17 protein-coding genes are annotated in these 21,451 nt (G+C 64.4%); 10 read left to right on the forward strand and 7 right to left on the reverse strand.

Features of this window, described 5'->3' with window-relative positions; translation table 11 throughout:
* The first annotated feature begins 38 nt into the window (after positions 1-38).
* Together IB263_RS15875 and IB263_RS15880 are read left to right on the forward strand one after the other, a co-directional pair.
* On the forward strand, positions 39-5,024 hold the full coding sequence (locus IB263_RS15875; protein WP_192438686.1) for an autotransporter domain-containing protein: 4,986 nt from the start codon (positions 39-41) through the stop codon (positions 5,022-5,024).
* Positions 5,025-5,338: 314 nt separating this feature from the next.
* Positions 5,339-6,001 (forward strand): sulfite oxidase-like oxidoreductase, encoded by a 663-nt coding sequence (locus IB263_RS15880; RefSeq protein ID WP_060580993.1) that lies wholly within the window; start codon positions 5,339-5,341, stop codon positions 5,999-6,001.
* Here IB263_RS15880 and IB263_RS15885 read toward each other — a convergent pair.
* Entirely contained in the window at positions 5,986-6,651 is a 666-nt protein-coding gene (locus tag IB263_RS15885; protein WP_060580992.1) for a TetR/AcrR family transcriptional regulator, read from the reverse strand. The genes IB263_RS15880 and IB263_RS15885 overlap by 16 nt on opposite strands.
* Entirely contained in the window at positions 6,636-8,105 is a 1,470-nt protein-coding gene (locus IB263_RS15890) for an amidase (RefSeq protein WP_110818779.1), read from the reverse strand. The genes IB263_RS15885 and IB263_RS15890 overlap by 16 nt, the downstream gene beginning before the upstream one ends.
* A gap of 31 nt (positions 8,106-8,136) precedes the next feature.
* Between IB263_RS15890 and IB263_RS15895 the strand changes: the two genes are divergently transcribed.
* Positions 8,137-8,580 carry a hypothetical protein gene (locus IB263_RS15895; RefSeq protein ID WP_143556290.1) on the forward strand — a complete coding sequence of 148 codons (444 nt, stop codon included), beginning with the start codon at positions 8,137-8,139 and terminating at the stop codon, positions 8,578-8,580.
* On the forward strand, positions 8,580-9,521 hold the full coding sequence (locus IB263_RS15900; RefSeq protein ID WP_060601635.1) for a sterol desaturase family protein: 942 nt from the start codon (positions 8,580-8,582) through the stop codon (positions 9,519-9,521). The genes IB263_RS15895 and IB263_RS15900 overlap by 1 nt, the downstream gene beginning before the upstream one ends.
* 29 nt (positions 9,522-9,550) lie before the next feature.
* Here the strand turns inward: IB263_RS15900 and IB263_RS15905 are convergent, their stop codons facing one another.
* A complete protein-coding gene (locus IB263_RS15905) occupies positions 9,551-10,438 on the reverse strand; it encodes a LysR substrate-binding domain-containing protein (RefSeq protein ID WP_110818777.1) in 888 nt (295 codons plus the stop codon).
* A gap of 272 nt (positions 10,439-10,710) precedes the next feature.
* On the opposite strand from IB263_RS15905, the gene IB263_RS15910 reads away from it, so the two are divergent.
* From IB263_RS15910 to IB263_RS15930, 5 genes are read left to right on the forward strand one after another with little or no spacing between them, the layout of a single operon-like run.
* Positions 10,711-11,706, forward strand: a complete 996-nt coding sequence (locus IB263_RS15910; protein WP_083523547.1) for an ABC transporter substrate-binding protein — start codon at positions 10,711-10,713, stop codon at positions 11,704-11,706.
* Between the two features lie 42 nt (positions 11,707-11,748).
* The gene (locus IB263_RS15915; protein ID WP_063891326.1) at positions 11,749-13,113 is read left to right on the forward strand and encodes an MATE family efflux transporter; all 1,365 of its coding nucleotides are present in this window, start codon (positions 11,749-11,751) and stop codon (positions 13,111-13,113) included.
* On the forward strand, positions 13,110-14,120 hold the full coding sequence (locus tag IB263_RS15920) for an iron ABC transporter permease (protein WP_113554953.1): 1,011 nt from the start codon (positions 13,110-13,112) through the stop codon (positions 14,118-14,120). Before IB263_RS15915 ends, IB263_RS15920 begins: the two co-directional genes overlap by 4 nt.
* The gene (locus IB263_RS15925) at positions 14,117-15,145 is read left to right on the forward strand and encodes an iron ABC transporter permease (protein WP_113554954.1); all 1,029 of its coding nucleotides are present in this window, start codon (positions 14,117-14,119) and stop codon (positions 15,143-15,145) included. The genes IB263_RS15920 and IB263_RS15925 overlap by 4 nt, the downstream gene beginning before the upstream one ends.
* Before the next feature lie 7 nt (positions 15,146-15,152).
* Positions 15,153-15,935: an ABC transporter ATP-binding protein gene (locus IB263_RS15930; RefSeq protein ID WP_113554959.1), complete on the forward strand. Its 783-nt coding sequence runs from the start codon at positions 15,153-15,155 to the stop codon at positions 15,933-15,935.
* 47 nt (positions 15,936-15,982) lie between these two features.
* On the opposite strand, the gene IB263_RS15935 is transcribed toward IB263_RS15930, so the two are convergent.
* Together IB263_RS15935 and IB263_RS15940 are read right to left on the reverse strand one after the other, a co-directional pair.
* On the reverse strand, positions 15,983-17,431 hold the full coding sequence (locus IB263_RS15935; protein WP_060522054.1) for an NCS1 family nucleobase:cation symporter-1: 1,449 nt from the start codon (positions 17,429-17,431) through the stop codon (positions 15,983-15,985).
* Positions 17,432-17,576: 145 nt separating this feature from the next.
* Positions 17,577-18,464, reverse strand: coding sequence for a helix-turn-helix domain-containing protein (locus tag IB263_RS15940; protein WP_113554955.1), 888 nt, complete (start codon positions 18,462-18,464; stop codon positions 17,577-17,579).
* A gap of 128 nt (positions 18,465-18,592) precedes the next feature.
* On the opposite strand from IB263_RS15940, the gene pobA reads away from it, so the two are divergent.
* Positions 18,593-19,765: a 4-hydroxybenzoate 3-monooxygenase gene (gene pobA / locus IB263_RS15945; protein ID WP_060522056.1), complete on the forward strand. Its 1,173-nt coding sequence runs from the start codon at positions 18,593-18,595 to the stop codon at positions 19,763-19,765.
* Here pobA and IB263_RS15950 read toward each other — a convergent pair.
* Both IB263_RS15950 and IB263_RS15955 read right to left on the reverse strand, forming a co-directional pair.
* Positions 19,759-20,301, reverse strand: coding sequence for a GNAT family N-acetyltransferase (locus IB263_RS15950; protein ID WP_113554956.1), 543 nt, complete (start codon positions 20,299-20,301; stop codon positions 19,759-19,761). The two genes, pobA and IB263_RS15950, sit on opposite strands and share 7 nt — an antisense overlap.
* An 85-nt stretch (positions 20,302-20,386) precedes the next feature.
* On the reverse strand, positions 20,387-21,301 hold the full coding sequence (locus tag IB263_RS15955) for a LysR substrate-binding domain-containing protein (protein ID WP_034805874.1): 915 nt from the start codon (positions 21,299-21,301) through the stop codon (positions 20,387-20,389).
* Positions 21,302-21,451: the final 150 nt, after the last annotated feature.

Below are 21,451 nucleotides of genomic sequence, written 5' to 3' on the forward strand. Positions count from 1 at the left end.
CGACGCGTCGTTCGGTAATCAGTAGCCGGCGCTTGCTGATGAACAGCACCGCTCTGTGGTTGTTCGCAGCCACCGGCCTTGCTCTCGGCATGGTCGCGTCCGTTCCGGTCGCGCATGCGGCAGGCAAGGGCGGCACCGGCGGGAGTTGGGGCGGCGCCGGCGGCAGCGTCGACGGCAACCTGCAGGGAACGCCCGGCGGCGATGCCATCGATAGCGGAAACGGCGGCGGCGGCGGCGGGCCGGGTGCGGCCGGTGGCGCGGGAAGCCAGAGCGGCGCCGGGGTTGGCGGCACTGGTGGTGCCGGCGGCACCAGCGGCAGCCCGAACGGAGGAACCGGCGGAAGCGGCATCGGCAACGGCAGCGACTTTGGCGGCGGTGCGGGTGGCGGCGGCGGTGCGCACGGCAGCGCCGGCAATGTCGCTGGCCGCGGTGGCGATGGAGGCACGTCTCCGAACGGGGACGGCGGTGGCGGCGGGGCCGGCGGATACGGCCGGATTGTTGCCGCCGGGGGAACGGAGAGCATAACCGGACCGGCAGTTTCCGGTGGGCGGGGCGGACACGGCGGTGCTGGCGGGGCAGCGTCGGGGGCTATCGGTATCGGTGGCAGCGGCGGCGACGGTGGCGACGGCGCGGCGCTCGTCGGTGGCGGCACATTGACGGTGAACACGAACGTCACGGCCGGCAACGGCGGCAATGCCGGCGCCGGCGGTCACATTCTCGAAAAGTTCAATGGCGACGGCGGTCACGGCATCAGCGCGCTGAACGGCGGCACGGTGATCATCAACAGCGGCAGCGTGACGGGCGGTGTGGTTGGAACCGGCGGGACCGGCGGCGTGCACGGAGCTGGGATCTTCGGTCGAAACCTGGACGTGACTCTCGGCGCATCCGGTTCGATCATCGGCGGCAATGGCGGGACCGCCAACGCCATGACCTTCGATGGCGGCGCCAACACGTTCCGGTTCTCTGCGGCGAACCCGGGTCTTTCCGGCAACATCGCGATCAACAATACCGCCAGCCTGACGATCGACCAGAACAGCAACGGCAGGATCAACAATACGATTACGGGCGACGGCTCGCTCATCAAATCCGGCAGCGGCACGCTGACGCTGACGGGCATGAACACCTATACCGGGGCGACGAGCATCGGGGCGGGCGGTACGCTGGCGCTATCGGGCCAGGGACGCATCAATGCCTCCAGCGGATTGACGGTGAACGGCACCTTCGACGTTTCCGCCGCCGCTTCTGCACAGGTCAGGTCGCTGGCCGGCAGCGGACAGGTCACGCTTGGAAGTCAATATCTGATCATCCACAACGCCACGGGTACGTTCTCGGGCGCGATCAACGGCACCGGTGGCATCAATGTCATGGCCGGCACGCAGGTCCTGACGGGTACCAATACCTTTGCCGGTGGCGCAGGTACGAATACTGGCGCGACGTTGCAGATCGGCAATGGCGGCACGGGTGGCTCGCTCGTGTCGAACATTACCAACGGCGGCTCGGTGATCTTTAACCGCTCCGATGACGTGACCTATGGCGGCGAGATCACCGGCAACGGCACATTCTCGCAGATCGGCAGCGGCACGCTGACACTGACGGCGACCAGCAGCACGCGCGGAGCGGTGACGATCGGCACAGGCAGCACGCTGCAGCTCGGCAATGGTGGCACCACAGGCTGGATCGGCGGCACGGGGAACTTTGTCGGCTCGATCACCAACAATGGCGCGCTGGTCTACAACCGCTCGAACAATGTCAGCTATGCCGGCAAGGTCTCGGGCACCGGCACGATTTCGCAGGCGGGAACGGGCAAGCTGACGCTGACGGGAGATAGTTCGCTGTTCGCTGGAGCAACGTCGGTCACGTCGGGCACGACCTATGTCAACGGCCAGCTTGGCGGCAACGTCAATGTCGGCACCGGCGGTACGCTCGGGGGATCGGGCAGGATCGGCGGCAGCGTCGTCGTCGATGGCACGCTCTCGGCCGGCAACAGCCCGGGCACAATCACGATCGGTGGCGATCTGACGCTCAATGCCGGCTCTAACTCGGTTTTCGAGCTCAATACGCCCGGGCTCGTCGGCAGCGTCGGCAGCAATGATCTGGTGAAGGTCGGCGGCAACCTGACGCTCGGCGGTGCACTGAACGCGCAGGTGGCATCGGCCGGTTACTACCGGCTGTTCGAATATGACGGCGCGCTGTCGGGCAGTTTTGCGACGACGACCGCGACGTCGACGGCTCCTAGCTTCACGGTCGCCAGCCAACAGGTCCAGACCGGCATTGCCAAGCAGGTCAATTTGTCGGTGCTCGGCGCCGGCCAGACGATGCACTTCTGGGATGGCGGCGACACGACGGGCAACGGCACCGTCAACGGCGGTACCGGCACCTGGACGTCTGGTGGCACCAACTGGACCGGCGCTCCGGGGCGCGCCAACATCAACGGCAGCTTCGGCGGCTCTGTCGGCGTCTTTGCCGGCGCCACCGGCGGCACCGTCAATGTCGTCGGTACGCAGAGCTTCGATACGCTGCAGTTCTCCGCGACGAACGACGGCAGCGGCTACGCCATCAATGGCGGGGTGCTCACCTTCAACCCGGCAAGCGGCACGGCGGCGACGATCAATGTCGGCAATGGCGTCGCAACCACGATCGGCTCGGTGCTGCAGGATGGCGCGACCGGCAGCGGCCTCAACAAGGTCGGCAACGGCACGCTGACGCTGACGGGCATGAACACCTATACCGGTGCGACGAGCATCGCAGCTGGCGGCACGCTCGCGCTTTCGGGTCAGGGTCGGATCAACGCCTCGAGCGGTCTGACGGCCGATGGCACCTTTGACGTCTCGGCGGCGGCTTCCGCACAGGTCAAGTCGCTTGCCGGCAGTGGGCAGGTTGTGCTCGGTAGCAAAACGCTGATCATCAATAACGCGACCGGCACGTTCTCGGGCACGATCAACGGTACCGGTGGCATCTCGATCGGTGCCGGCACGCAGGTCTTGAGTGGCACCAACGGCTTTACCGGCGGCGCCGGCATTTCCCAGGGGGCGACGCTGCAGATCGGCGATGGTGGCGCGGGTGGTTCCCTCGCATCCAATGTCACCAACTACGGTGCCCTCGTCTTCAACAGCTCGGCCAATTCGACCTATGCCGGCTCGATCACCGGCCCCGGCTCGTTCTCGCAGATCGGCGCGGGTACGCTGACGCTCACGGCCAACAACAGCACATCGGGTGCGGTGACGATCGGCACCGGCAGCACGCTGCAACTCGGCAACGGCGGCACGACCGGCTGGATCGGCGGAACCGGCAAATTCGTCGGCTCGATCACCAACGACGGCGCGCTGATCTACAACCGCTCGAACGACGTGACCTATGCCGGCGCGGTCTCGGGCAACGGCACGCTGACCCAGGCGGGTACGGGCAAGCTGACCCTGACAGGCGCAAACACCTTTACCGGCGCGACCGACATCACCTCGGGCGAGCTGATCGTCAACGGTTCGCTCGCGAACTCCAGCCTGACCACGATCCGGCGCGGAGCGCGTCTTGGCGGCACCGGCACGCTTGGCAACACGACCATCCAGGCTGGCGGCGTCCACGCTCCGGGCAACTCGATCGGCACGCAGACGATCGCCGGCAATTACACCAACAACGGGGTTCTGCAGATCGAAGGCTCGCCCACCGCCACCGATAAGCTGGTCGTTTCGGGCAGCGTCGACATCTCCGGTGCGACCCTTGATCTCCTGCTTTCGCCCAACACGGCGTCGAGCTGGAACCCGGTCAATGGCCCGTTCATCCTCATCGACAAGACGAGTTCCGGCACGATCACCGGCACCTTTGCGTCGATCGTCGACAACCTGGTGTTCCTCGATCCGACCGTCGACTACAGCGGCGGCGACGGCAACGACCTTTCGCTCAAGCTGACCCGCAACGATATCAGCTTTGCCAGCGTCGGTCAGAGCCGCAACCAGATCGCCACCAGTGGAGCGATCGATCGTCTGGGCATGGGCAATCCCATCTTCAACGCGGTTGCCTTTGCCGCAACGCCCGAGGCGGCGCGCACGGCCTTCGATCTGCTTTCCGGCGAAGTGCACAGCTCGTTCCAGTCGATCCTGATCGAGGACAGCCGGTTCCTGCGTGATGCCGCGAACGATCGTCTGCGCACCGTGCTCGGCACCGTGGCGGCGAAGCAATCGAGCGAGATCACCGGCGCTATCGACAGCGGCGAACTTGCTCTGTGGAGCCAGGGCTTCGGTTCCTGGGGACGGATCGACGGTGACGGCAATGCCGCCAAGGCGGATCGCTCCATCGGCGGCTTCTTCGTCGGTGCGGATACGCAGGTGGACGAATGGACCGTAGGCGCGCTTGCCGGCTACTCGCGTTCCTCGATGGACATCGACGCGCGGTTCTCCTCGGCAACCTCCGACAACTATCATCTGGGCATCTATGCCGGCGGACGTTGGGGCGATGCGTCGCTTAGAACCGGCGCCGCCTATAGCTGGCACGATATCGAAGCGAACCGCACCGTTTCGTTCCCGGGCTTCACGGACAGCCTCGATGCCGACTACAGCGCCGGGACGGGCCAGGTCTTCGGCGAGTTCGCCTATGCGTTCACGGCCGGCTCGGTCGATCTGGAGCCGTTTGCCAACCTGGCCTATGTGCATCTCAATCGCGACGGCTTTGCCGAGCGGGGTGGAGCCGCGGCGCTCTTCGGCAAGGACGCGTCGCAGGACACGACGTTTACGACCCTTGGTCTTCGCGCGGCGTCCAGCTTCGACCTTGGCGGCGTGCTGGCGACGGCTCGTGGCACCATCGGCTGGAGACATGCCTTCGGCGACACCTTGCCGCTGTCGTCGAACGGGTTCTCGCCGGCGAGCACGTTTGTCATCGCCGGCGTCCCGATCGCCGAAAACACAGCGGTGCTTGAAGCCGGCCTCGATTTCGCCGTCGCACCGGAGGCGACCCTCGGCTTGACCTACACAGGCCAATTCGGCGGCGGCGTCAGCGACCAGAGCGTCAAGGCAAATCTGAGCGTCAAGTTCTGATTGGACGCAGTCGACCCAAGCGGCCGCCTGTCCGGGTCATGGGTGACCTTGGCAGGGGGCCCGTTTGGCTTTTCAAGGCTGGCTTGATGTGCGTATGGATGCGGCACGCCAGCGGCCATGCGTCCACGCTTCACCCGCTCCGCACGTCGCCGCGACGGGGATGGTCTGGCGTTATCTGCCGCTGCTCAAGGAGATACAAGCAGCCTTGCGCGGCGTACTGAGATAGCGCCGGCCGCATCCTTGCGCTTGACGCCACGCCCCGACACGCTTTCTATCTCGCCTGGGGTGTGAATTCGGGCTGGGAGTGGACCACTATGACTGACGATACGCAGCCGCCGGAAACCAAGCTCACGACGACGAAGCGGCGCTGGGCCGCCGATGGCAAGTTCCTGACGGGGCGGATCGTGCGCCCCGAGGACGAGCGCCTTCCGCCCGGGCAACATCTGGTCAAGGACTGGCCGGTGCTCGACCTCGGCCAGCAGCCGATCATCCGGACGGAAAGCTGGCGGCTCGATATCACCGGTCACGTCGAGCATCCCCTGTCGCTCGACTGGGCCGCCTTCAAGGCTTTGCCGCAGAGCGACCGTCTTTCCGACATGCATTGCGTGACGACGTGGTCGCGCTACGACAACCGCTGGCAAGGCGTGACCACACGTGATCTGCTCGACCAGGTGATGCCGAAGGCCGAGGCGAGCCATGTCATGCTGACGAGTTATGACGGCTACACCACGAACATGCCGCTTGCGGATTTCGCCTCCGAAGACGCGATCCTTGCGACCGACTGGGAGGGCCAACCGATCGGCCGCACCCATGGCGGACCGATGCGGCTCGTCGTTCCACATCTTTATCTGTGGAAGAGTGCCAAGTGGCTGACGCGTATCGATTTTCGCGAAGGCGACATGCCCGGCTTCTGGGAGCGGAACGGCTACCACATGCGCGGCGACCCGTGGCGCGAGGAGCGCTATTCGGACGACTGATCGGGGCCTGTGAAGGCTTGACGATCACCGCCCAACGCGTCCGGGTCCAGAAGCGATTGCAGCCCCGCAAGCTGGTAGCGCCAGAAGAGCGAAATGGCCGACTGGATAGACGGGGCGTCGCTGTATTCGCTGAGCGTATCGGCAATGGTGTCCAGCGTTCGAGTGAAGGTTCGCTCGAGCATGAAACCCATCAAAGGCGTCAGGGCTTGCTCGCCGCCATTGTCGGTCAGGTAGCCGGAAGCCAGCCGCACCATCTCCCGGATCATCAGCTTGCGGACATGGGCGTAGCGCGTCCCATCGGCCCCGCGAAGCAGGATCAGCACCACGAGCCGCTGGTCGATCCAGAAGGACAGCAGCGCCCGGGCACGTTCGGATCCGGAAGCATCGGCCTGCAGCCAATCGCCGATCGATCGCAGTTCTCGTACACGGGCGCGCAGCAGGCGCAACAATCGCCCGGCGAGCGCCGGTGTCACGATCTCATAAAACAGCGCTTCCTTGTCGGCGACGTACTTGTAGATGTTGCTCGAACTCGTACCCGCCCGTTCCGCCACATCGGCCAGCCGGGCCTTTTCGAACCCTTGCTCGGCAAACACCGCTGCCGCTGCCGCAAGCAGACGCTCGCGCACTTCCTGCTTCAGGCGCTGGGGCATGCGAGCCTTTCTGCAAGCTCGGTGAGCCTTGGTTGCCAGGGGGCAGCTTCTTCCAGCTGGAAGGCGAGTGAGAAGAGCAGCGCGTCCTCGCCCGTTGCTGCAGCGAAATGGCAGCCGACCGGCAGCCCCTCGCGCGACCAGCAAAGCGGCACCGACATGGCGGGCCATCCGGCAAAGGACGCCACATTGGTGAAGCCGGCGAGGCGTTCCGTAAACGCGATGAGTTGGTCTGCATCCTCGGTCGGTCCTTGCGTCCCCAGCGGAAAGGCCGTGAAGGGGACGGTGGGCGAAAGCAGCACGTCATAGCCGGAGATCGTCTGATTTGCGCTCGCCTCGGCCCTCTTCGTCGCGCCGATCGCCTCCATGATTGCCGCCTCCGGCAGCCGCCTCGCGCGGCGGACGAGCTCGACCGTGTAGGGCTCGAACAAGGTCTCGTCGAAGGCGCCGCCCATTGTGGCCGCGACCTGGTCGAACAGGCCGGACAGAACGATCCCGGTCAGATTGAAAAAGGCGCGGCTGGTTTCCTGCGCGTTGACGTCAGGCCCCGCGCATTCGACGACCTCGTGCCCCAAAACCGTGCACAACGTGATCGCCGCGTTGAGCGCGTCCTCGACCGCTTCAGACACGCCGTGCCCGAAAACATCATGGCGATAGACGCCAATGCGCAGCCGCTTCTGCGGGCCGCGGCGCATATCGTCGATCGCAGGCATTGGCCGCGCCAGGTCCTGCCGCTCGGTCGCCGCCAGCCACGCGGCGCTGTCGCGCACGGAACGGCTGACGCAATGGTCGCTGATCAGCCGCGCCGTCGGCATCGCCGGCGGCAGGCCGGCATTCACCGTGCGGTCCCGGCTCGGCTTGAAACCGAATAGCCCGCAGAAGGAGGAGGGGCCACGGATCGAGCCGCCGCCGTCGGACGCGTGGGCGATAGGCACCATGTTGGAGGCAACGGCCGCCACCGCGCCGCCGGACGAGCCGCCGGTCGAAAGGGCAAAATTCCAGGGGTTGCGCGTCGCTCCATGGGCGAGGGTTTCGGTGGTGCCGAGCAGGCCGAACTCCGATGTGGTCGTCTTTCCAAGAACGATCAGACCGGCCTTGTCGATTGCGTCCGTGTAATCCGATCCGCCTTGGGCGGGCTGTCCCTTGAAGAGGCGAGAGCCGAAGCCGGCCGGATGGCCGGGGTAGGCAAGCAGATCCTTGAGCAGGGTCGGTACGCCCGGGAACGGCATGTCCGCGTGCGGCCGAAGAGCTCCGGCGCACTTGCGCGCTTGGTCGAAATCCGTGGATGCAAGGGCGTTGACGTGCGGCTCGATCCGCTTGATGCGCCGGATGGCGGCATCGACGAGTTCGAGCGGCGAGGCTTGGCCCGTCGAGACGAGACGCGCCTGTTCCGTTGCGTCCAGCGCGGAAAAGTCGTCCGTTTCCTGTTGCGAAAATTCGAGATTGGGCGCGCGCATCTGTCCAGATTCCATTGACGATGAAAAGAGAATGATAGATTCTTTTTTCATCGTCAATGGGCGGTTGCATCCTCCAGCAACTGATTGCATCTTCCCGTCTCCTGCAATGCTGGTGCAACCCACCCCCCGCAAAGCTCGTGCAACGTTTCAACAAAGGACGTTGTCGATGCGCCTGGCCATTTTACCGATGTGGATGATCCTCTTCAGCGCGAGCCCGAGCCATGCCGAAGAAAAGGGAATGTGGATTGCGGACAATCCGTATCGGACCGTGCAGCCTTTGTACGATCCCTGTCGTGATGGTCGGCTAAGTGATGGAACGCCGCGAACCTGCGCCGAGATCAGACGCATGTACCGGCATGGACGAGGCGGCTGGTCCGAGCAGGACCATCGCCTGGATGCATGCAGCAACGGACGCGTCAGCGACGGCCGGCCGCGCACATGCCGGGAACTGCTTGAATGGATGGAGCATCGTTGATGAAGGCAGAGCGCAGAGCCACCGTGTCGAGGCTCGGACAGGTTTTCAGATTAGTGCTTGGGTATCTGTCCTGGCCGCTGGTGTTTTTCGGTGGACTGCTCGGCGCCTACTACGCGTTCGCGAGCGCGAGACCGATGGTCGGATTCGTGGCGGTCTATGCGGCTGCCGTCTTCATCCTGTTTCTTCTCGAACGCTACATTCCCTACGAGCGGGGCTGGCTGCAATCGGATGGCGAAACGGTGAACGATATCGGCCACACGCTGGCGACGAAGGGCCTGCTGCAGGCGGCTGGCCTGATCGCCGCCGTCTTTCCCATGTATGCCGCCAACATCCTGCAGCCGCTCGCAGCGCTCAAGTTTGGTCTCTGGCCATCGGATTGGCCGATGGTGTTTCAGGTGGCTATCGCCGTGGTCGTTGCCGAATTCGGCCTCTATTGGTCGCATCGGATCGCCCACGAAAAGCTGTTCTTCTGGCGGTTTCACGCGCTGCATCACAGCGTCGTTCGGCTCTGGGTCATCAATACCGGCCGCTTCCACGTGGCCGATTCGCTGTTCAAGATCGCCATGAGCCAGATCCCGCTCTATTGCCTGGGCGCTCCGTTGCACGTTTTCTGGTGGCTCGGCGCGGTCACGGCCTTCATGGGCATTCTTACCCATTGCAACGTCGATATGCGCACCGGCCCCTTCGACTATCTCTTCAGCACGCCGCGGCTGCACCGCTGGCATCACTCGAAGGACCTTCGCGAGGGCAACATGAACTACGGCGAGAACGTCGTGGTCTGGGACCTTTTGTTCGGCACATACTACAACCCTGACCGTCCGTCCTCCACTAACATCGGCATCAAGGGCCAGATCGCCCGAGGCTTCCTGGCACAACTGGCGCAGCCCTTCACCAAGAACGGCGTACGCGAAATCCTCGGCCTCCCGAAGAAAAGCTCATGACGGCGTCGCGTGCGGAGTAGCGTTCCCGGCTAGATTTCCGCGTGGCCCCATTGGGAAAGCCATGTGGAAAAGCTGTCCGGCGTGCCTGACGGCGCGCGCCTCGCGATCTCATAGGCGCCGACGATCGGCGAGATCGATGGGCAAAGCGCGATCAGCTGGCCGCTTCGCAGCTCCTTCTCGATGAAGGCCGGGCTGACCTGAGCAATTCCTAGGCCGGAAATGCAGGCGTCGATTGCGGCCTCGTCCGTGTCGAAGCCGATGCTGCCGCCCTTCGGCTCGAAAGGGATCGCAGCCGCATCGCACCAGCGCCGCCAGGACCAGGCGTCGGCCGTATCGAGAAGGATCGGCAGGCCGAGCACGTCGCGGGCGTCGAGTTCGCGTTCCGATCGCGCAAAGAACTGCGGTGAGCACACCGCAAGCGTGCGGTCCACCAGAAAGGCCAGCGCGTGATCGTCGCTGTCGCCGCAGCGGCGATAGGTGATCGTGATATCCGCCGGTTCGGCAGCACCCAGCGCCAGGGACTGGATGACGAGATCTTCGCTCGGATGCGCCTGCCGGTAGGAACCGATCCGGGGGATCAGCCAACGGCGGGCAATGGTGATCGGCGCCTGGATCACCAGGCGCGAGCGTTCGGGGCTGACCGCGCGCGCGCCCGTCTCAAGTGTGGCGAGCGCCCCGTTCACGTGGGTGAGGAACTGTCGCCCGGCGGCCGTCAGCGCGATCGCATTGTGGCTGCGGTGAAAAAGCGGCGTGCCCAGTGCGTCTTCAAGTGCCTTGATCTGGCGGCTGACCGCGCCCGGCGTCAGGTGCATCTCCGCGGCTGCGAGCGTCAGGCTGCCCGTGCGCGCCGTCGCCGAGAAGGCCGGCAGCACACTGAGCGGCGGAAGCTTGAAGCGTTTGGCTTGCGATTTTTTCATGCCGGCGTGAGAACCTTTCGCTTGCAAATAACTTGACCATAAATATCAACAATCCTCCATATTGGAAGGCAGGAAGCCTGATGTCGGGAGGTTTGTTGATGGCGATCGCGCGTTTTCTTCGTCTGAGGTTCGGCGGGCCGCAGCGGCGCGCAGACGCTGCCGGCGATTTTCGGCATGTGTCTACCGCAAGCGGCGAGCCGTGCGGTGACGGCCGTGGCTACCGGCTTTCGGCCTTCAGCAAGGTTGACACCGCAATGGTACAAGGAGCCCGCATGCCCAGCCCCCTTTTCACAGCCGCACGCTCGCAGCTGATCGGCGCCGTCGTTCTTGCAGGCTGCGTGCTCGGCCAGGCGACCGGTGCCGGTGCCGAAGACGCCGTTACCTTCAACGTGATCGACGATCGCGGTGTGGCGGTCACCATTCCGGCGAAGGCACAGAAGGTCGCCTCCGTTTCCTATTTCGCCGCGGATGTCGCGCTCGCCCTGGGCCTGACGCCGGTTGCGACGACCTACATGGTGGAAGGCCGTCATCCCGATTTCCTCGGCGGCTACCTCGATGGCGTCAAGCAGATCGGCCAGCGCGCCACCCCGAACATCGAGCTGCTCGCGGAGGCAAAACCGGACCTCACGGTCGCGATCCGCCGCTACACCGAAGGCAATGCTGCCCAATACGAGAAGGTCGCGCCCTATCTCGCCTACGACCTTGAACTCTACGCCGACAGCGACCGCACCATTGCGCAACTGGCGACGATCCTTGGCCAGCCGAAACGCGGGCAGGAGATCAACGCCGCCTTCAAGAGCGACCTCGAGGCCTTTGCAGCGAAGGCGCCGAAGGACAAGCACCCGCGTTTCGTGGTGATGTGGGGCGGGGACATTCCCTGGGTCTTTCGATCGGAAAACATGACTGCCGCCATCCTGGTGGCGCTTGGTGGCGACAACATCGCCGGTCAGAACCCGACGCCGTCCGTTCCCGGGAACTGGGGCATGGAAATGAGCCTCGAAACCCTGCTGGAGCAGGATCCGGAAGTCATCTTCGTCTATGACTACGGCCCGGACCGCCCTCAGGAAAACAATCCGATCTGGCAGCAGCTCTCGGCGGTGAAGAACGCACGCGTGCACTATGTCGGCGACCATTGGGTTGAGGCGCACGGGCCGATCGCCCGCCAGATGGTACTGCGCGAGGCAGCGCATCTGCTCTATCCCGATGCCTTTCCAGCCATCGACGTGAAGGCGGAAGCCCGCAAGTTCATCCCCGCCTCAATCCAGTAACAGGTGAACCGGCCCTTGCACTTGCGGGGCCGGCAAATTCTCATGCCCCGTAACCGTCCTACAGTTTCTGAAGCGCGCCGCATCGTCGGGCTGGCAACGCCGCTGGCGCTGGTACAGCTGGCGCAGGTCGCAATCTCGACCACCGACCTGCTGATGCTCGGCTGGGTCGGTGGCGAGGCGCTTTCGGCTGCCGCACTCGGGCTCGCCGTGTTCAATCTGCTGCGCACGATTGGCTTCGGTCTGATCGTCGGCACGTCGAATCTCGTTGCCGAGGCATCCGGCGAAAAGGTGGCGCCGTCTCATTTGCTGGGTTCGCTGAGCATCGCTGCCGTTGCCGGGCTGATTTCGGCAGCGTTGATGATGATCGGCGGCAGCGGCCTGCGCTGGCTCGGACAGGATGCCGGCGTCGTCGAGCTTGCGCGCGAGTATCTGATGTTTCTGGCGCCCGGCATCATCCCGCTCTTCTGCTTTTACGCCTATCGTGGCGTCGTCGTCGGCCGGCGTCAGGCGAATTTCCTGCTTACGATCACGCTCGCGACCATTCTGGTCAATGCCCTGCTCGACTATGGCCTGCTGTTCGGCACGTTCGGCCTGCCGAAGCTCGGCGCTTCGGGCGTCGCAGCCGCAAGCACGCTCGCCTTCCTGGCACAATTCGCTGCCATTGCCTGGATAACGCACCGGCGGCTGTCGTTCTCGCGCCTCGTGTCGATGGGGGAGGTCGTCGCAGCCATCCGGCGGCTGCTTGCGATCGGCATTCCGACAGCCGGATCCTACGCATCCGAGGCCGGCTTCACCGCGCTGGTCACGCTTATGGTCGGGGCCTGGGGTGCCGCCGCGCTCGCCGCGCAGGCGGCGGTCAATCAGGTCGTCTATGTCGTCTTCATGCTGTCGGTCGGGCTTTCGCACGCGACCTCGGTCGGGGTCAGCGAAGCCTTTGCGGCCGGCGACAGCGAACGCGCGCGGCGGGTCGGCGGAACGGGGCTGCTGCTCGGCATTTCAGTCGCCTCCGTCTTCGCTCTGATTATCCTGTTGCTGCCGGCGCCGATCCTGGCTCTGTTTTCCCTGTCGCCGGCCGGATCCGAGGGCGCAACCTATCTGGCCGCGTCCGCGCTGGTGTCTGTCGCGGCGCTCGCCCAGCTGCCCGATTTCGCGCAGAACATCGGTATCGGCGCGCTTCGCGGCGTCGGCCGTGCCGCGAGCGGCTTCTGGATCACGCTTGCAAGCTATTGGCTGATCGGTGCGCCGGCCGCCTGGCTCATCGGTTTCCACCTCGCTCCCGGCGCCGTCGGTGTCTGGCTCGGCATGGGGCTTGGGTTCGCTGCCGCCGCGACCGGTCTTTTCTGGGCCTTCCATCGCGCGACGACCGATATGACCGCTGTAGGGAACGTCTCGGAGCAACGGCCATGAGCGACCAGACGCGCGCACCGCTGTGGTTTGCGATGTTGCTGGCGGTAGCGCTGATTGTCAGCGTGTCGGCGCTGATCTTCGGCGCAAAGCCGATGACGCTTTCCCAGGCGCTGGCGGCACTATCATCGCCGGCTGGCGGTACTGATTCGATCATCGTCTGGACACTGCGCATGCCGAGAAGCATCGCCGCCTACTTCGCAGGCGCAGCTCTCGCCGTCTCGGGCTACCTGCTGCAATCGATCACGCGCAATCCGCTGGCCGCACCCGACCTCACCGGCGTCACCGCCGGCGCCGTGGCGTTCATCGTCGCGAGCTTCGTCCTTTTCCCTGCCGTATCTTCCACGCTCTTTCCGGCAATCGGGATGGTCGGCGGATTGGCGGCGGCCGCGCTGACGCTGTGGACGGCAAGGGGCGGGCGGGCGTCGCCGCTGCACCTGGCGCTGGGCGGGATCACGGTCGCCCTGTTCTTAAATGCGGTCACCACTTACCTGCTCGTCCGAGGCGGGCCACAATCGCCCTCGGTGCTGTTCTGGCTTTCCGGCGGCTTTCAAGGGAGATCCTGGGCGCAGGTCGGCTTCATGCTGCCGTGGATCGTCGTTGGGCTCGGCATCGCTCTTTGCTGCCACCGCATCATCGCGCTCCTGTCGCTCGGCGACGGGGCCGCCGCCGGCATGGGCGCCAATCCCGTTCTGTTGAAGCTCGTGCTGCTTGCCGCAGCCATTTGCCTCGTTGCCGGCGTAACGCCGGTTGCCGGGCCTGTTGCCTTTGTCGGGTTGGCCGCCCCGCATCTTGTCCGGCTGCTGCGGCCGGGCTCGGCGCTCTGGGCGCTTCTCCTCAATATCGCGCTTGGCGGATGCCTGTTGATGACGGCGGACGCACTCGCCCGCTCGGTCGCCGCGCCACGGGAAATTCCGGTCAGTATCTTCACCGCGCTGATCGGCGGCCCGGTGTTCGTCTATCTGACCCAACGCGGCCCGCGGCCCGGTGCTGGAGGCGGGCGTCGATGACGAGGACCACGACCGAAACACCGGCGCTGCGACATACCGTGCTGCTGGTCGCCCTATTTCCCGGCCTCCTGCTGGTGGCGATCCTGCTCGGGGTCGCCGACCTGCCTCTGTCTGACGTCGCCGCCGTCCTCATCGGACGCGGATCGGACAATGCGCAGCTGATCATCGAGACCATCCGGATCCCGCGCATCCTGACCGGCATGCTCGCCGGTATGCATTTTGCGGTCGCCGGTGCCCTGCTGCAGACGGTTACGCGCAACCCGCTGGCCGACCCGACCATCATGGGCATTTCTCAAGGGGCGACGCTGGCGGTGACCCTGTTCCTCTTCGTCGCGGTCTATGGCGTCGCCTCCGATGCCAACACGCTTTACGCCCTGCCGGTTGCCTGGCTGCCGCTGGTCGGCGCCATCGGCGGGCTTGCGGCCGGGGCGCTGATTTATGGCCTTGCCGTCCGCAGGGGATTGAGCGCTCTGCGCGTAACGCTGTGCGGCATCGCGATCGGCGCCTTTCTGCATGCACTTGCCATGGGCATCATCGTCGGTTGGGGCAGCGCCCGGTTCGAGATCGTCATGCAATGGCTTGCTGGCAGCCTTTATGCGCGTGGCTGGGAGCATGTGGTCTTTCTCCTGCCGTTCACGCTCGCCGCGCTCGCTGTGCTTCCGTTCCTCCACCGTTCGCTGGCGATCTTGCGCTTCGAAGAGGACGTCTCACGCTCCTTCGGGCTGAATTATCGCCTGCATTTCACCCTGGTTCTCGCCGTTGCCTGCGTCCTTGCCGCCAGTGCCGTCGGCGTCGTCGGTCCGTTGATTTTCATCGGGCTCGTGGTGCCGCATCTTGCAAGGTTCCTGGCCGGTCGCCATTTCGCGGCGGTCCTGCCGCTGACGGCCCTCATCGGCGCGACACTGGTCGTGGCGGCCGATCTCGCCGGACGGCTTGCCGGCGGCGCCGAGGAAATTCCGATCGGTGTCGTCACCGCCTTTGCAGGCGCGCCGTTCCTGCTCGTTCTACTTCGCCGCTACCGATGAGGCCGTGATGCATCTCAAAGCCGCCGACGTCACCATTCGCTATGCCGGGCATTGCGCACTCGCGACCTTCGCCCTTGCGCTCGGCCGCGGCGAAATCGTTGCGCTGATCGGCCCCAACGGGTCGGGCAAGAGCACCGCACTCCATGCGCTTGCAGGATTGACGGTGCCGGAGGCCGGCGACGTGACGCTCGATGGCCGGTCGGTGCGCTCATGGAAGCGTCGCCAGCTCGCGCGCCGGCTTTCCTTCCTGCCGCAGGCGCCGCTCTCGCCCGAGGGCATGACGGTCGAGCAGCTGGTCCGGCATGGACGCTTTGCCCATATCGGCGCCTTCGGCGGCTTTTCCGCCGCAGACCGCCAGGCGGTCGATTGGGCGCTCGACAGCGCCGATCTGCACGATATCGCGCATCGGGATCTGAGAGCCTTGTCGGGTGGTGAGCGGCAGCGGGCCTGGATTGCGGCGGCGCTTGCGCAGGAAACCGAGATCCTGTTGCTCGACGAGCCGACCTCGTTTCTCGACATCGGTCATCAAGTGGAAGTGCTGGAACTGCTTTGCCGCCTGCGCCGCGAGCGGCAGGTAACGGTCGTGGTCGCCATCCATGACCTCAACCAGGCCATGGCGATTGCCGACCGCATCGTGCTGCTGGCGAAAGGTCGGACCCTGTTTTGCGGCACGGCCGATACGCTCGCCGACAGCGGGCTCGTCGAGACGACGTTTTCGGTCAGCGGCGCGTTCGAGCGCCCGCGCGATCAGGCGGGCGCTGTCTATTTCAACGCCCACATCGCCACGTGAGCGGCAATGCGCCCGGTGCACTTAGGCCCGGGCGAATTGTGAAGTTGTCAGGCCGCAAAGGCCGGCTTGCGTGCGCCGATCCTCAAGACGTAGTAGATCGCCCCGCCGATGGCGACGCCGAAGAACCAGCCATAGATTCCCCACCAGGCGGGCAGGATGGTGGTGAAGGTCGGCAGGATCGAGGAGAACAGTGCGCCGATGGCAAAGGCGATAAACGCGCTGCCGTGCCAGCCGCCCTGGAAGCGGAACTCGCCGTCCTCGTGATAGAGCGCTTCGACATTCAGCTGGCCGCGGCGGATCAAATAATAATCTACCATCATCACCCCGAAGATCGGCCCCATCGTCGAGCCGATAAAGTTGACGAAATGCGCAGCCCCCGTTTCCCAAGGGGCGAACGGATAGAGGATGAGCGCAATCAGCGCCGCAATGTAGCCGCCGCGCTTGAAGTTGATCTGCCGCGGAAAGACGTTGGCAAAGTCGAAGGCCGGCGACACGAAGTTCGCCACCACGTTGATGCCGAGCGTCGCGACGGCGAAGGTAAGTGCGGCGAGCAGCGCCAGGAACCAGCTGTCGAATTTCGCCGAAATCTGGTCCGGATGCAGCAGCACTTCGCCATAGACGGCAAAGGCGGCGGTCGTCGTCACGCCGGCGACCAGGCAGAAGGCGAGCAGGTTGATCGGCAGGCCCCAGAGATTGCCCTTGCGTAGCGTCTTCACGTCGGTCGCATAGCGCGAGAAGTCGCAGAAGTTCAGATAGAGCGCTGCGAAGTAGGTGATCCAGGTGGCGGCGACCGCGGCCAGCGCCGGGAAGCTGCCGGGCTCCCAAGGAACGCCTGCGTCCTTGGTCTTTTCGATGAGCACGTCGCGCGGGATTTCCGAACCGAAGGAGAACGTCCCTGATTTGACGATCAGATAGACTGCGAGGATCAGCATCATGATCCAGACGGCCGGGCCTGCCCAATCCTGGAACTTGCGAACGGTCTCCATGCCGCGCTGGATGATAAGCAGTTGCAGCGACCAGACGACGACGTAGCAGATGACCTCAAGCGTCGAGTGGCCGAGCATGTGGCTGTTTTGATGGAAGGCCAGCATGCTTTCGTTGCGAATGAGAAGCGCCACGATCGCGCCGGACGCTGCTGCCGTCTGCGCGCCGTACCAGAAACAGGCGACGACGGCGCGCACCAGCGCCGGAACGTTGGCGCCGAAGGTGCCGAAGGAGGCGCGGGCGAGAACGGGGAAGGGCACGCCGGTGCGTACGCCCGCATTGCCGACGAGGCTCATCAGGAAGAAGATCACCAGCGAGCCGATGCCGATCGCGATGACGAAGTTTATGAAGCTGCCGCAGAGCAGGAACAGGCTTGCTGCGAGGTAGTATCCCCACAGGCTATGCACGTCGGATGTCCACACATTGAAGATGCTGAAAGCGCCCCACCGGCGCTCCTCGGCCGGTGCCAGATCCTCGTTGTACAACGAGGGCGACGGATCGCGTACTGCCATGTCTTCCTCCGTATTTCCTCCGGGCCCCCCTCGGACCCGAGCTTGATTCTGCTCCCGTTTTGAGTCGTTGCAAAAAGCTTTTTTCGGATTGTATACAATCTCACCCTGGCGTGCATGGCCAGCCGCCGAAAGCTGCGCTGGCGCTTTATGCACCAAGCCGTTCGCGCTCTGCCAGCCGCCAGGCGCGGGGCGTCACGCCTGTCTGGCGCAGGAAAAAGCGGGAGAAATAGGCGGGGTCGGCGAAGCCGAGGCGGAAGCTGATTTCCTGGACGCTGGCGCGGGTGAAAACGAGTTCGCGCTTTGCTTCACCGACGAGCTTTCGCGAGATCATTTCGTGGGCGCTGAGGCCGGCGACGGCGCGCGTGATCCGGTTGAGATGGGTTTGCGACAGGCCAAGTTCGCGGGCATAGGCGGCGGCCGGCCAATGCGAGCGGAGGTGCTGCTGCAAAAGCGCTTGGAAGCGCTGGACCCGCCGCTCGTTTTCACTCTGGCTGCTGTCATCCCGGTCGTCGCTCGTCTCGTCGAGACGGACCGTCAGCGTCAGCGCGGCGGTCAGGTAGGCGTCCAGAAGATCGGCGCGGTTGCCACGGCTGGTTTCCCATTCCCTGGCAAGACGTGTGAGGGTTGCTGCGATGTAGGCAGCATCTTCGCCGCCGTCGAGCCGGATCAGGTGCGGGATGGCGAGCCAGGCGCCAAGGCGGCTGCGCTCGCCGGGCGCTGTCTTCAAGTGCGAAGCGAGGATGGTGAAGACGAAGCCGTCGATGTCGCGCGAGAAGCGGAAACCGTGGCTGAGCGCCGGCGGAACGGTAATGACCATCGGCGGTTCGATCATGTTGACTGCGTTGCCAAAGACCGCATCGCCGGAGCCGCCAGCAATGTACAAGATCTGAAAGAAGCTCTCGTGCCGGTGCAGCCCGATCTCCCAGTGGTAGAGGCTGCTTCTTGACGGAATAGTCTCGCAATGCAGCCAGAAATCCGGCCGTTCTCCGGTCTTTTCGCCGTAGAGTTCGTAGGTCGGAACCGTCTTCCTCATGCAGCACATCCTGAAGCCATGTTCGATTTGTGCAATTTCATGGCGGATTTGTCCATTGAGAGCGAAGCCGGCCCGGCGCAGATTTTGCCAAAAGACAATTCTGACAAAAGGCAATTCCGGAGGAGAGCATGCGCACCAAGGTGGTCATCATCGGGTCGGGCCCGTCAGGGCTTTTGCTCGGGCAATTGCTGACGGAAGCGGGCATCGACAATGTCATTGTCGACCGTGTCAGCAAGGACTACATCCTCGGGCGCGTGCGCGCCGGCGTGCTGGAGGAAGGCACGGTCGGCCTGATGGATCGCGCTCAAGCCGGGGCGCGCATGCATCAGGAGGGCCTGCCGCATGACGGCTTCTCGCTCGCCTTCGATGGCCGCGATCACCGCATCGATCTCAGGCAACTGACCGGGGGCAAGCGCGTCATGGTTTATGGCCAGACGGAGCTGACGCGCGACTTGATGGAGCATCGCGAGCGCTCAGGGGCTGTCACGATCTACGAGGCGGCCAATGTCCAACCGCATGATTTCGACGGTCATCTGCCCTATGTGACCTTCGAGAAGGATGGCACGGCGCAGCGCATCGACTGCGACTTCATCGCCGGCTGCGACGGCTTTCACGGGATCAGCCGCAAGTCGGTACCGGAAAAGGCGCTCAAGACCTTCGAGAAGGTCTATCCCTTCGGCTGGCTGGGCATTCTCGCCGACGTGCCGCCGGTCGACCACGAACTGATCTATGCCAACCATCCGCGCGGTTTCGCGCTTTGCTCGATGCGTTCGACGACGCGCAGCCGCTACTACATCCAGTGCGCGGTGAGCGAAAAGATCGAGGATTGGTCCGACACGCGCTTCTGGGACGAACTTCGCCGGCGGCTGCCGTCTCATCATGCCGAAGCAATGGTAACGGGACCGTCCTTTGAAAAATCAATCGCGCCGCTGCGCTCTTTCGTTGCCGAGCCGATGCGTTTCGGCCGGCTGTTCCTGGTCGGCGATGCCGCCCATATCGTGCCGCCAACCGGCGCGAAGGGTCTGAACCTTGCCGCCAGCGACGTGCATTATCTCTTCGAGGGGCTGCTCGAACACTACCAGGATCGCTCGAATGCCGGCATCGACGCCTATTCGGCGCGGGCGCTGGCGCGCGTGTGGAAGGCCGTGCGCTTCTCCTGGTGGATGACGACGATGCTGCACCGTTTTCCGGATACCGGCGATTTCGACCAGCGCATCCAGGAAGCCGAACTCGACTACCTCACCCATTCGGTGGCGGCAGAAACGGCGCTGGCGGAGAACTATGTCGGCTTGCCTTACTGAGCGGCGGCGGTGCGGTCGGCCCATTCGCCTCTAAGCATGCCATAGATCGCTGTGTCCCACCTGGCATCTCCGACCTTGGCGGAGGAGCGTCTGACGCCTTCCTCGTAAAAGCCGAGGCTTCGGTAGGTGCGGATCGCCGCCTCGTTGAACGTGTAGACGTTGAGCTCCAGCCGCTCGAAGGCGGGGTCGGCGAAAAAGCGGCGGGTGACTTCGCTGAGGAAAGGCTGGGCGAGGCCCTGGCCGCGCATGCGTGGATTGATGGCAACCCGGGCGAGGCGGCCGACGCCGTTTGCCCAGTCGAGCGCTACCTGCGCATGGCCGGCGAGCTTGCCGTCGGCGACGCCTGCAAACATCAAGCGCTCAGGTTCGGCACCCTTGGTTCCGGCGAGCATCGCTTCGAGCTGTGCCGCTTGCAGCGGAAAGGAGAGGCCGGGGCCGCCCCATAGCACCAGCGCCTCCAGGCTTGAAAACCAGTCGAGCATCTCGGGGATATGCGCTTCGGAAAATGCGTCAACAAGGAGGGGAGCGGTCGGCATGGTTCACCATTTTGTCGGGCCCGCAATCTTGGCTGTGGAGCGGGGCTTGTAAAGCCGCGAATTCCGACACACCGCCGAAAGGGCCTCAGTTCGCTTCCATCGCCAGCCGCATATCCTGCACCGTGGCGCGGGTCGCCTCGACATAGGCGTCGACCAGGTGGCGGTTTCTCGTTTCGCGGAGCCAGCAGAGGCTGAGATCCGACGCAATGCTGGGGAGAAACGGCTTGATTGTCAGCCGGTCGCGCTGGCCAAAGGCGAACACCGGATCGACGATGGCGATCCCCAGTCCGTTGGCGACCATTTCGCATACCGCCGGCGCAAGGGTCGCATCCATGATGTAGTTCAACCGCGTGCCATAGACATCGAGCGTGCTTTCGATCTTTTGCCGGATGCGGTTGTCCGCTGCAAAGCCGATATAGGGCTCGCCGTGGATATCGGCGGGCACGATCTCCTGTTTCGCAGCGAAGCGATGGTCGCGCGGCGCAATGCAGACGAGGTCTCCGCCGCGCAAGGGAACGCACTCGATATAGGGGTTGTCCGTATTGCGGTTGATGAGGCCGATATCGACCTGCTTGGATAGCAGCCATTCGACGATGAACTGCGAACTGCGGATCACCACCGAGATGTAGGCGTCGCCATGCCCCGCAAGAAAGCGCTTGTTGGTGTCGCTGATGAAGAGGCCGGAAAGCGCCGGCATCACACCGACCGAGATCTGCCCCAGTTCCTCGCGCCGGATCAGGTCGACGGCGCGCTCGATCTGCTTGATGCCGGCGAAGACACGATCGATCTCCTTGTAGAGCCGCATGCCATGCTCCGAAGGAATGAGCCGCCCCTTGATGCGGTCGAAGAGTTCAAGCTCCGTATCTTCTTCCAGATGCGCCAGGAGCTTGCTCACGGCGGGTTGCGAGATATGCAGCACTTCCGCGGCACGGCTGACCGTGCCGCATTCGATCACGGCTTTAAGAGCCTCGATTTGTCGCAGGTTCGGTGCGCGCTTCATTTCATAACTTCATTCGGGGCAAACTTGCCCATACCCTAGCTTTGCGCGCGGAGGTTGACAATCCGGCCGACCAAGACCCCCGCAAAATATCGCCGTTTGCCGTGCCGGCTTAAATTCTGGGCTATAACCTTTTGGAATGGATGCAGGCTC

It is taken from the genome of Ensifer sp. ENS03 (assembly GCF_014852035.1).
Lineage (GTDB): Bacteria > Pseudomonadota > Alphaproteobacteria > Rhizobiales > Rhizobiaceae > Ensifer > Ensifer adhaerens.